General features: G+C 69.1%; 10 protein-coding genes. 6 read left to right on the top strand and 4 right to left on the bottom strand.

Annotation, left to right across the window (positions count from 1 at the left end; translation table 11 throughout):
* Positions 1-333 precede the first annotated feature (333 nt).
* On the bottom strand, positions 334-795 hold the full coding sequence (locus TX83_RS19480) for a fasciclin domain-containing protein (RefSeq protein ID WP_064749653.1): 462 nt from the start codon (positions 793-795) through the stop codon (positions 334-336).
* A gap of 539 nt (positions 796-1,334) precedes the next feature.
* On the opposite strand from TX83_RS19480, the gene TX83_RS19475 reads away from it, so the two are divergent.
* The 4 genes from TX83_RS19475 (at position 1,335) to TX83_RS19460 (ending at position 3,918) form a co-directional block, all read left to right on the top strand.
* Positions 1,335-1,676 (top strand): hypothetical protein, encoded by a 342-nt coding sequence (locus TX83_RS19475; RefSeq protein WP_064749652.1) that lies wholly within the window; start codon positions 1,335-1,337, stop codon positions 1,674-1,676.
* Positions 1,677-1,740: 64 nt separating this feature from the next.
* Positions 1,741-2,226, top strand: coding sequence for a fasciclin domain-containing protein (locus TX83_RS19470; RefSeq protein ID WP_064749651.1), 486 nt, complete (start codon positions 1,741-1,743; stop codon positions 2,224-2,226).
* A 652-nt stretch (positions 2,227-2,878) separates the two neighbouring features.
* On the top strand, positions 2,879-3,448 hold the full coding sequence (locus TX83_RS19465) for a hypothetical protein (RefSeq protein WP_064749650.1): 570 nt from the start codon (positions 2,879-2,881) through the stop codon (positions 3,446-3,448).
* Positions 3,449-3,540: 92 nt separating this feature from the next.
* The gene (locus tag TX83_RS19460; protein WP_064749649.1) at positions 3,541-3,918 is read left to right on the top strand and encodes a hypothetical protein; all 378 of its coding nucleotides are present in this window, start codon (positions 3,541-3,543) and stop codon (positions 3,916-3,918) included.
* A 39-nt stretch (positions 3,919-3,957) separates the two neighbouring features.
* Here TX83_RS19460 and TX83_RS19455 read toward each other — a convergent pair whose 3' ends face one another.
* Positions 3,958-4,659, bottom strand: coding sequence for a polysaccharide deacetylase family protein (locus tag TX83_RS19455; RefSeq protein ID WP_064749648.1), 702 nt, complete (start codon positions 4,657-4,659; stop codon positions 3,958-3,960).
* Between the two features lie 7 nt (positions 4,660-4,666).
* The gene (locus TX83_RS19450) at positions 4,667-5,857 is read right to left on the bottom strand and encodes a glycosyltransferase family 2 protein (RefSeq protein ID WP_064749647.1); all 1,191 of its coding nucleotides are present in this window, start codon (positions 5,855-5,857) and stop codon (positions 4,667-4,669) included.
* Between the two features lie 417 nt (positions 5,858-6,274).
* Here TX83_RS19450 and TX83_RS19445 point away from each other — a divergent pair, with 417 nt between their 5' ends.
* Complete coding sequence (locus TX83_RS19445; RefSeq protein ID WP_064749646.1) at positions 6,275-6,961, top strand: hypothetical protein; 687 nt, start codon at positions 6,275-6,277, stop codon at positions 6,959-6,961.
* Positions 6,962-6,986: 25 nt separating this feature from the next.
* Positions 6,987-8,285: an MFS transporter gene (locus TX83_RS19440; RefSeq protein WP_064749645.1), complete on the top strand. Its 1,299-nt coding sequence runs from the start codon at positions 6,987-6,989 to the stop codon at positions 8,283-8,285.
* A gap of 30 nt (positions 8,286-8,315) precedes the next feature.
* Here TX83_RS19440 and TX83_RS19435 read toward each other — a convergent pair whose 3' ends face one another.
* Positions 8,316-10,625 (bottom strand): hypothetical protein, encoded by a 2,310-nt coding sequence (locus tag TX83_RS19435; RefSeq protein WP_186442658.1) that lies wholly within the window; start codon positions 10,623-10,625, stop codon positions 8,316-8,318.
* Between the last annotated feature and the right edge of the window lie 73 nt (positions 10,626-10,698).

Genomic DNA, 10,698 nt, shown 5'->3' with positions numbered 1-10,698 from the left:
TTGGCCACCGCCTGCCGCAGGTCCGTTTGGTCTTCGACGACGAGGATGCGCATGGGCGAAGGCTACCGCATCGGCGCGGCACGGGAGGACCGGATCGCAGCTCCGCCGACGCACGCTGCGCCCGCGGCCTGCCCAACGCAGTACCGGCGCAGGGTCGGCACCCGGCATCCGGGCCGCTCTCGGCGCGCTGCCGCGAACCCTGGATCGATTCGCCTGTCGCAGCGCCCACGGCCCCGTCGCTTACCCGCCCGGCGGCGCCACAACGGAAAAGGCCGGCTTGCGCCGGCCTTTCCAACGATCTCGATGAAGGCTATCCCTGCCTCGCGGCGTGCGCTAGTTCTGCTTCGCCGCCGGCAGGTTGACTTTGTCGATTCCGTGCACGAACCCGTTGGCCGAGCTCAGGTCGGCCACGGTGATGCGCGCACCGTCGATGCTGACGGTCTCGCCCTCGCGCTTGATCGGCGCCGGCTGGCCGTTGACGGTCCTGGCCGCATCCCACTTGCCCACGTCGGCCACGCTGCGCCGGCCGTTGACGATGTGGTACTTGAGGATCGAGCTCAGTTGCTCCTGGTTTTCCGGCTTGAACAGATCGTCCAACTTGCCTGCCGGCAGGCTGTCGAAAGCCGCATCGGTCGGCGCGAAGACGGTGAACGGTCCCGGTCCAGCCAAGGTTTCCTTCAAGCCGGCTTGTTCCACGGCGCGGCCGAAAATGCCGAACGAACCGTTGGCGGCGACGGTGTCGAGCACGCTGAGGTTCGACGTCTCGGTTTGCTGGGTGTTCTGGGGAGTAGTCATGGAAGTGGCCTGCTGATGGATTCGCATCGGGCGAATCGAGGATGGCCGAAGCCGATGCCCCCGCGTATCGGGAGCGATGACTCAATGCGGAGAGTGAATGGACGTGCGGCGCGGCTTGAGCAGCCGTTGCGGCATTGCACCGCAACTCGGCCAACATGCGCCTTGCTCCGTTACTTCGCCGTGACGAGTTCGCCGTCGCGCCGAACCGCAGGAAGTCTGATAGGGTGTGTACCTGCAAGCATCGAAGCGTCTGCCGCCAGCCGCTCCTCAGCGTGCAGGCCGGAGAACGGCATGTACGCTCAAGCGCACCTCGAACTGCTCCTGGCCCACGCAGCGCGCAATCTCGTCCTGCAGGACCTGCGAGCGATCCAGGACGCAGAGAGCGAAGGCTGGCCCATTCTCGCTCCCGATCCCGCCCCGCTGAGGCCGGCCACACCGTGGCGGCACTACTTTACCGATCGTGACCGACGCGAACCGCTCCCTGACAAGGGCTCGCGCGGACTACGGCGACGGCTGGCCGCTGCCCGGGCGGGCGCCGAATGAACGCGATCACCTTGTCCGCGCTGATCCTGTTCGTTTCGGCGATCGCGATCGAATCCCTGCTTCGGGCCAGATTCTGGAAACTGCTTGGCACCTTGCATCCGAAGCAGCGCGATCACCTCCGCAGCCCTCGCCCATCGGAACGGAACGGGCCGCCCAATACGCCGCGCGGTGCGCGCAATCTCATGATCTATCTCAGGGACCGGAACTTCCGACTCAGCCAGGATCGCGGCGGCGCGCTGTATTGCAAGGACAATCGCGGGCAGATGCTCGCCTCGTACTGGGCGACCGCGATATCGGGCTGCATTCTGCTCCTGGCCATCAGCGTCTGGGGCTGGTGATTCGTTCCATCCATCGCACCATCGCAGCGCGCGCTTCAGTGCGCTGCCATCCAAGGACAACCACATGAACTCCTCCGCCCTGTCCGCGCGCGTCATGCCGCGGATCGTCTCCATCGCCCGCCCGGACAGCACCGCAAGAAAGCTGCTCGAAGTCGCCGCCGAGCACGGGTTCTCCGTGTTCTGCGACGCGGCCGAACGCGCCGGATTGCGCGAACTGCTGGACGGGCCCGGTCCGTTCACCGCCTTCATCCCCACCGATGCAGCGTTCGGCATGCTTCCGGATGGCTACCTCGAATCGCTGTTGCTCGCGCCGAACCAGCCGCGCCTGATCGACTTGCTGTGCCATCACCTGATCGCCAGGCGCAAGACCGTGGCCGAGTTCGAGCGCTGGAGTTCGCTGAAGACCTTGCACGGAAACAGCCTGGCGATCCAATCGGTCGACAGGCATGTGATGGTCGGCATCGCCAAGCTCGTCCAGCCCAACCTGCATGCGAGCAACGCCGCCATCCACGGCATCGACCGGGTCAACCGGTTTCCGGACGCGCGCTGAGCGCCCGCTACGCGGCAGCGCGGACGGAACCGTTCGCGTCCGTCGGTTGCTCGCCCGCAGGCGAGTTCGCGCCGCCCTGTTCTAGCCTTGCGGCACCCCGCTCACGTCCGGCAACCAAGGGGCGATGCGCTTGGGGCAGTCGACGCAGGTCTTCTCGCGCGTGCCCCTGCCACCGCTTGAGGCAGGGCCCAGATCACCGCGCGCCTTTCGGAGTGCCGTAAAACTCGAAGCCGCGCCCAGGCGCGATAAAGGGTCGGTATCCGCGCGATAGCGCCAGGTCGCCGGCCCGCTGCGTCGCGCGCAAGCACCCGCTCCGGACAGGCCTCGCCGCAGGCGTCGCTGCGTGTGCAGGCGTCGAGCAAGACGGGCTCGGCCAGCGCCAAGGCGGTCGCAACGGCGCCGCGGGCGCAGCCGCGGACGCAATCCGCTCCGGTCTAGGCCGTCGTCGCTGGCGAGGCTTGGGCCGCATAAAACCGGCGCCGGGCGCACCGGGCCACCACACGACCGCCCGGCACGGCGCGGCCACGTCGCGCCACCGCCTCCAGACCGCCGGCGTCTCGTTGCGCAGCGCGCACGGTGGCGTAATCTAGGCCGCAGCCGCCTCACCCTCGAGGCGCCGGGAATCGTCGCCATGCCAAGGACTGCCGTCGTCTTGTCGTCGCTCGCCTGTTGGGCGGGCCTGTCGTTCGCCGCGCCTGCGGATACGACCGCGGCCCAACGCGCAGCGGACGCGGTCGCCGACAACCGCTACGGCGACGACATCCAAAGCGATTTCCGCGCCCGCCGGGTCCAGGTCGCCGATCTCGACGGTGACGGCCGCGCCGAAATCCTGTTCCTGCTGACGGCCACCTGCGCCCAGGCCAATTTCGATTGCGAGAACTCGCTGACGGTGCTGGACGCACTGCGCCCGAACGATCCGCGCGCGCAGCCCTCGCGCCTCAGCGACGACGCCGAGAAAGCCCATCTGGCCCGGGTCCGCGCGCTCGGCTACGTCGAGAACGCCAGTGCGCAGATTCCCGGCGAGGTCGAATCGATCCGGGTGGCGGACCAGCGCATTTCGGTGGCGTTCCTCGCTCGCGAGGCATCGCCGTTCTGTCAGGGCGATGCCGGCGCCGGACACGGCCACAGCGCCGCCTGCCCCGCGCCCGGCCGGCATACCTGGCACTACGCCTGGAAGCCGGGGGCCCTGACCCGACTGGCCCCAGCGCCCGGCCGGCGCTGAGTCGCGGCCTGTGTTTTGGCCTATGCCGCGCGCTGCCGTTACCTGACGCAACGTCGCGGACCAACGATCCCCAGCCAAAGGACCCGCAACACATGGGACGCTATCTGATCTTGTGGAACTGGATCGCCATCGCAGCGGTCATTCTCACCGCCTTCGGCGGCCGTCCCTCGCCGATCGGCACCCTGTTCGGGTTGGCACCGTTCGTGGTCGCGCTGGCCTCGGCGGCATGGATCGAATCCTCGCTGTTCGCCCTGATCGTGCGCCTGGGCTCGGGCCTGTTCGCCCTGTTGATGGGCGCCATGCTGCTCAGCTTCGGCTTCTTCACTGCGTCGATGCTGTGGCTCGGAGCGCTGTTCGTCGCCCTGCCCCTGCTCAATGCGGTCTACCTCGAACCGCACCGCGAAGCGCCGCCACCGCGCCGCGCACCGCGGCCGGTACCGCCGCCGCAGCAGCAGCCGCCCGAAGCCTGAAGCGACAAAAGCCGACAGACTCGCGAAGGCATCGAAGCGTCAGCTTATCGCCGTCGTCCGGCCCGCGCCCGTCGCCGCCATCAGTTCGCCGGCCCTTACCAAGCCATAGCCCTGGTTCCGCAGCGCCGGCACCAGCCGACGCACGATCTCGACGATGCCGTGGCGCGCGCCGCCGCTTTCGTCGTCGCCGTCGTGCAGCAGCACGATCGCGCCGGGGTGGATACGCGCCAATACGGACTCGACCACGCAGGAGACATAGCCCGGCGCGTCCGGTTCCAACCAGTCGCGCGGGTCGACCGACCAGCCGACCACGACGTAGCCGGCCGCGGCCAGCGCGTCGAATTGCGCGGCATCGAGTTCGCCGTAGGCCGGGCGGAACAACGGCGCCGCCGCGACCGGCCGGTCGCGCGCGGCCGCCGCCAGCGCCTCGGCCGTCGGCTCTACTTCCTCGCGCATCCACTGCCCGGCCTCGATCCCGCGCGCATCGGCATGGCGCTCGGAGTGGTTGCCCAGTTCGTGCCCTTCATCGAGCAATCGCTGTACGAACGCTGGCTGCGCGCGCATCGCCGCGCCGACGCAGAAGAAGCTGGCGCGCACATCGAGTTCGCGCAAGGCATCGAGCAGGGCCGGCGTGGCGCGACCGGGTCCGTCGTCGAAGGTCAGCGCCAGTACGCGCCGGTCCGCGGCGCCGCGGCCGAGATAGGCCTGTGGCCGGGCCTGCAGGAATCCGTGCCAGTCCATGCGCCGCTCAGCGCGTCAGCCAGGTCTTGCGACCGCCGCGCAGTTCGTCGAGCAAGCCGATCAGGTTGGCCGGCAATAGCAGCACGTCGATGACGGTGTTGCACACCGAGACCAGGGCCAGGTCCAACGGTCTCAGGCCCAGCCGGGTGCGCGCCTGAATCATCGAGACGAAATTCAGCAGCGCCATCAGCGACCAGTTCAGTCCTGCGATCGCGAGCAGGCTGGGACTGCGATAGACCAACGCGCCGGCGATCAACAGCAGCAAGGTCGGCACCAGCGCCGATTGCGCCCACAGCAGCCACCACGGCAGCATGGTCATGGTCCGCGCCCAGGAGATGCGCCAGGCGACGCGGAACGACTCCAGCCGTCCGCGCGCCCAGCGCCGGCGTTGGCGGAACAGGCCCTGCAGCGTGGTCGGGCAGATCGTGTACGCGATCGCGTCGGGCGCGTAGGCGATCGAATAGCCGTGGGCGAAGGCGCGCCAGGTCCAGGAAATGTCCTCGCCCAGCCAGTCGCCCCAGCCGCCGAGTTCGCGGATCACCGCGGTGCGGTGCAACGAGAACGCCCCGGCGACCACGTTGACCACACCGATCTTGCTCTGCACATAGCGGATCGCCGCGAGCGCCCCGACATGCTCGTAGAACTGCAGCCGGTGCAGCCAGGAGCGATGGCGCTCGTCGGGCACGATCAGCCCGCAGGCGGCGGCATGGCGCGGCGAGGCGTACAGGGCCTCGACCGCGCGCCGCAACGAGCACGGCAGGATCACCGTATCGCTGTCGATCACCGTGACCACGTCCGACTCCGGCGACAGCTGCGGCAAGGCCGCATCCAGGGCGAGGCCCTTGGCGCCGCCGTTGCGCGCCAACGACACCAGGCGATAGCACTTTTCGCGCGGCGGCTGCAGCCACTGCGCCAGCGCCTGCGGCGTAGCGTTCGTGGACCCGTCGTCGACCAGCAGCACTTCGATCCGGCCGGGGTATTCGGCGTTCTCGATCGCCTCCAGCGTACGCAGGAACGACGCCGGCGGCTCGTTGTAGAACGGCACCAGGATCGAAACGAAGGGATAGTCGGCCAACGTCGGCGACGGCGGCCGCCGCAAGACGCGCCACACCGCCCAACCGGCGAGAAAGATCAGGCAACACAACAGGATCAAGGTCGAGAAACCGACCAGGCCGGTCAAGAAGAACTGGCTCAGCATGAGAACAACGCATCCGGCAACGCGCTCCGCGCACGCATTGCGCGCGGCGGACCGCAGGGTCTGTTGGGCAGACCGGACGCGTCGATACGACGCCCCGCATGACGAGGGCCGCACGTTCGGTGCTTGCATCGGCTACAACGGGGGAGGAACGGCGCAACGGGCGGAACCTGCAACAAAACCGTAACCTGGCTACGGTCGAAAACGCGATGCATGGCCGCGTTTTTCGCAAGCAAGAATGGAAGCAGGCGCACTCGCTTTTCTGTGACGACGTTTAGCAGTTCCGCGAACGGCGCGCGCATTCTCTCGACACCGCGACAGCGCGCGTTGAAGAATCGATCCACTCCGCCGGCTGTGGGCGCCCGCATTCGCATCGCTCCGCATTACCCGGCTCCTCCATCGCTCGACTCGGCCCTTGCCATGAACGAACCCTCGCTCGCCTCCGCCGCCGCGTTCCGGCCGCGCTTCGACATCGGCGCGCAGCGCCTGGATTGCGGACGCGAACCGCACGCGGCCACCCACCGCGCCGCCGAAGAGCGCGCCACCTGGCCGCTGCTCGACTACTCGCAGTGCGAACCCACCGAAGACCAGCAAGCGATCAATCTCTGGCTGGAGCGGGCCGAACTGGACGGAGGCGAAGTGCTGCACATCGGCACCGGCAATTCCTCGGTCGCGCGCCTGCTCGCCGGCCGCGCGCGGGTGACCTCGGTGACCGTGGCGGAGGGCGAATGGGAGCACGGCCGCAGCCTCGGCATCGCCGACTACCAGGTCCATCTGCTCAACAAGCACGGCCTGGAGTTCGCCGAACGGTTCCGCGACCGCCGCTTCGACTGCGTTCTCGACAACAACCTGGCCAGCTTCGCCTGCTGCCAGCGCCATCTGGAGCGCTATTTCGAAACCCTGGCCGGGCTGCTGAGCGAGCGCGGCTTCGTGCTCACCCATTGGCTGGGCATGCAATGGACCCTCGACCTCGGCGTCGACGATGTCGAGCCGGTATGGCGCCTGGACGCCGGCAAGCTGCGCGCCATCGCCAGCGCCTACGGCCTGACGGTGGAGCGCGACGGCGAATTGTTCTTCCTGCGCCGCACCGGCGCGGCCGCGTCCTGAGCCGGCGCATAGCGACGCCGCACCGATGCCCCGGTTCGCGCTGCGCCGCCGCGCCGCCGACGCCGCGCGCCTATGGCGGCTGAGCCGGCGCGATCCGCGCCTGGGCTGGCTGTTGCTCGACAATCTCATCACCACCTTCGGCGCCAGTTTCACCCTGATCGCCCTGCCGTTTCTGGTCATGCGCCTGACCGGCCGCGCCTTCGACCTGGGCCTGACCGCGGCGATCGAAGCCTTGCCCAGCGCGCTGCTGCTCGGATTCGGCCGCGGCCTGCTCGATCGGCTCGATCCGCTGCGCGTGCTGTGGTGGTGCCGCGCCTGTTACGTGGCGCTCAATGCCGCATTGGCGATCCTGGCCGGCAGCGGCCGGATCACGATCGAAAGCGTATACGCGATCGCCCTGCTCGGCGGCCTGGTCTGGGCGCTGGCGTACCCGGCCGGTCGCGCCAGCTTCGGCCTGTACATCCGCAAACCCCTGCTCGCCGCCGGCAACGCGGTGTTCGCGGTCGCGTCCAGCCTGGCGATGACGCTGTTGCCGATGCTCGCGGGCAGTCTGATTCTGCGCAGCCACGACGCGCGCAGCCTGGCGTGGGCCTTCTGGATCGACGCCATTTGCGTGGCGGCCTCGTTGTGGCTGCTGGCGGCGGTGCGCCGGCGCGGGCCGGTACGCGGCGCAGGCGCCGGCCCGGACGCATCCAGCGGGGCGCAGGCGCTCCCGGCCGCGGCCGCCGTGCCGCGCAGTTACTACGCCTACTTGCTGATCAGCACCGTGCTCGCCTTCGGTCCGGTGCAGGTGCTATTGCCGCTGCTGCTGGTCGAACGCGGCGATGCGCGCTATTTCCTGATCTATCTGGCCCAGTTCGCCGGCATCGCCGTCGCCGCGCCGTTGGCGGCGCGCGCCACCGATCCCATGCGGGCGGTGCTGCGCAAAATCCTGCTGTGCTGGGCTGCGGCCGCCCTCGCCTATGCCCTGCTCGCCGCCAGCGCCGCGCTGCCGCCGACCCTGGCCGCGTTCTGCCTGCTCGCGGCGGCATCGAACTACTACGGCATCCAGTCGCTGTCGTGGCTGCAGCGCAATGCCGATGCGCAGCGCATGGGCCGCGAGATGACCTGGTTCTCCGCCGCGACCATGGGCGCGATGCCGCTGGCGACGCTGTTCGCCGGCCTGCTCGCCGACCGCCTGCGCCTGGCGCCGGCGGCCGCGGCCCTGGCCGCGGCGATCGCGCTGTGCCTGCTGGCCGGAGTCGTCCATCTGCAACGCGGCCTGCGCCGCGCGGAGTACGAAAACGCCCCGGGGGCGCAGGCCCCCGGGGCTCGCGTGCGATGACGGCCGTAGCGCCGGCCGCCGCCGCGGCGATCACTGCGTCTTGAAGCCGTACATGAAGGTCGCCGGCGCGCCGGTGGTGGCGCCGAAGGTGCCGGGGTTGGGATTGGTGTTGCCGGCGCCGCCGACGCCGTCCCAGTTGGTCTGGCCGAACGAATACAGCCCCGCACCGACGATGGACAGCGCGTTCAAGGCCGCGGTCTGGGTCGGCGCCGCACCGTAGAAGGTGACGAAGCTGCGCGAAGCGCCGACCGGCAGCACGCCGAAGCGGAAGTCCATGTGCGATCCCAGGTCGCCGGGGCCGAAGTCGGTCATCGGTCCCGAAGTGCCGCTGTTGGCCGCCAACGGGTCCAGCGAATTGAAGCCGTTGTTGTTCCAGGCCAACAGGAACGGCGAAGCGCCGGCCATGGTGATGTACTCGGAGAACGTGTTCGGCGGGATGTCGTAGTCGATGCCGCGGGTGTAGCGCAGGTCGTTGACCGGCGTGCGGCCGATGTTGTCGATCTTGACGTCGACCCGGTACAGATAGCTGGTCGCGGCGATCGGCGTGTACTGGTGGGTGACGCGGAAGGTGTTGCCGACGTTGACCACCGACGTCGCCGTGCTCGGGGTGTAGGTGAAGCTCACCACCGACACGTTGCTGGTGCCGGCGCAACGCGAAGTGCGCCCGCTCACCGGCGCCGCCGGATCGGCGTTGGCCACGCCCCAGCCTTCGCACGGTGCGCCCGGCGCCGAAGCTTCGCCGTTGGTCGGCATGTAGCGCAGGCCGACCAGGCGGGTGCCGTAGCGGCCGCTGGACAGGTCGATGTTCGGGCACTCGATGTTGAGGTAGCCGGTGCTGGACACGCCGAGCTGGACGATGCCGTTGTTGATCAGTCCCGGGCAACCTTCCGGCGGGTCCAGCGCGCAGGCATAGCCCCAATCGCTGGCCTGCAGCAGCGGGGTGTCGACGCGGCGGAACTCGGGAATCCGGATCGGATGCGGCAGAGGTTGCTTGTACGGCAGGTCGACCGGCACCGCGGCCGGCTCCCAGGGATCGGCGCAGCCGGTGTTCAAACCCGGGTCGACCTGGACGAAGTACACGTCCTGCGCATCGCCGACGCCCTGCCAGTCGCCGTAGGTGTCGCCGGCGAGGATGAAGCGGTCGCGCTTGCGGTCGATCGCGTACAGGCTTTCGCGGAACTTGTCGCCGAAGCGGCGCGGGCCCAGGCCGCCGTAACGCAGCAGGTCGCGGTGGTTGGCGGCGAGCAGGAAGCCCTGGGTGCCGGCGATGGTGCCGACCACCGCCAGTGCGCCGTCGCGGCCGTCGAGGGTGCGCGCCTCGACCACGTCGAAGGCGGTGAAACTGGCCTGGGCGCGGTCCTGCCAGACCGATTGCACTTTCGGCGCGCAGGTCAGACGCGAGTAGCGCGCCATATAGACCTGGGCGTTGCCGCCGCTGAGCGTGCTGGCGGCGCCGACCAGCACGGTCTCGCCCTGATAGTTCGGGCTCAACAGCGCGGCGAGTCCGTGGAAGTCGCGGTGGTCCTGACCGGTGGCGAGCACGCTGCTGCACACCGGCGCGCCGCCGCCGTCGGTACGGAACATCAGGCCGCCGCGCGCCGTGCCCGACCAGGCCGAACCGGCCACCACCAGATCGGTGTAGCCGCCGGTGCCGGCCAGGTTCTCGGTCACCGCACGGAAGCGCAGATTCGGCCAATCGCTGCCGCCGTCGTAGTCCTGATCCCAGATGACGTTGCCGGCCGGGTCCAGGCGCGCGATACGACCGAAGCTGCGGCCGTTGCGGTCGATCTCCTCGCCGACCACCACGATCTGGCCGTTGCCGGCGGTGCTCGACACGGTGGTGCCGCCTTCGATCAAGTCGTAGCCGGTGGCGCGGTGCGAGGGATCGAGATTGTCCAGCAGCGTGGTCCAGCGCGGATACCCCTTGCAGTCGATCTGCAGCACATAGACGAAACTGCCGTCGCCGACGGTGACCGCACCGGTCACGGCGAAACCGCGTCCGCCGGTCAGTTCGATCACGCCGAACGCGTTCGACAGTTTGCTGCCGGCGATCGGATACGCCTGCTGCCAGGTATTCAGGCCGGGATTGTCGGTGACGCCGCTGTCGTTGGCGCGGGTGACCAGGACCTGTTCCTGGCCGTCGCTGGAGCGGCGCGTGCCGACGGTGACCGAGCCGCCGCCGGGACAGAAGTTGACCGTCTTGACGTCCTCGCCGCGGTCGCGCCAAGGTTGGTTGCCGTAATAGGTTTCGAAGTTCTGCGCCTGCGCCCAGGGCGCGGCCAGCATCAGGCCCGCGGCCAACACGGCGGCAAGCCGCCCTGCGCTGCGGTTACGTCGCATGCGTTCCATATGCGCCTCGCTGCGGATCGTCCGGTGGATGGGGACAGCTCCCCGACCCTAGCCCCGCAAGCGC

Origin of the sequence: Lysobacter antibioticus HS124 (genome assembly GCF_000336385.2) — a bacterium.
Lineage (GTDB): Bacteria > Pseudomonadota > Gammaproteobacteria > Xanthomonadales > Xanthomonadaceae > Lysobacter > Lysobacter firmicutimachus.
This window is presented reverse-complemented; position numbering and strand designations above follow the sequence as displayed.

Excerpts from the sequence above, each read along its gene's own strand:
- TX83_RS19445 (WP_064749646.1), top strand. The coding sequence starts at position 6,275 with ATGAACGAACCCTCGCTCGCCTCCGCCGCCGCGTTCCGGCCGCGCTTC.
- TX83_RS19470 (WP_064749651.1), top strand. The coding sequence starts at position 1,741 with ATGAACTCCTCCGCCCTGTCCGCGCGCGTCATGCCGCGGATCGTCTCC.
- TX83_RS19480 (WP_064749653.1), bottom strand. The coding sequence starts at position 795 with ATGACTACTCCCCAGAACACCCAGCAAACCGAGACGTCGAACCTCAGC.
- TX83_RS19455 (WP_064749648.1), bottom strand. The coding sequence starts at position 4,659 with ATGGACTGGCACGGATTCCTGCAGGCCCGGCCACAGGCCTATCTCGGC.
- TX83_RS19460 (WP_064749649.1), top strand. The coding sequence starts at position 3,541 with ATGGGACGCTATCTGATCTTGTGGAACTGGATCGCCATCGCAGCGGTC.
- TX83_RS19475 (WP_064749652.1), top strand. The coding sequence starts at position 1,335 with ATGAACGCGATCACCTTGTCCGCGCTGATCCTGTTCGTTTCGGCGATC.
- TX83_RS19435 (WP_186442658.1), bottom strand. The coding sequence starts at position 10,625 with ATGCGACGTAACCGCAGCGCAGGGCGGCTTGCCGCCGTGTTGGCCGCG.
- TX83_RS19450 (WP_064749647.1), bottom strand. The coding sequence starts at position 5,857 with ATGCTGAGCCAGTTCTTCTTGACCGGCCTGGTCGGTTTCTCGACCTTG.
- TX83_RS19440 (WP_064749645.1), top strand. The coding sequence starts at position 6,987 with ATGCCCCGGTTCGCGCTGCGCCGCCGCGCCGCCGACGCCGCGCGCCTA.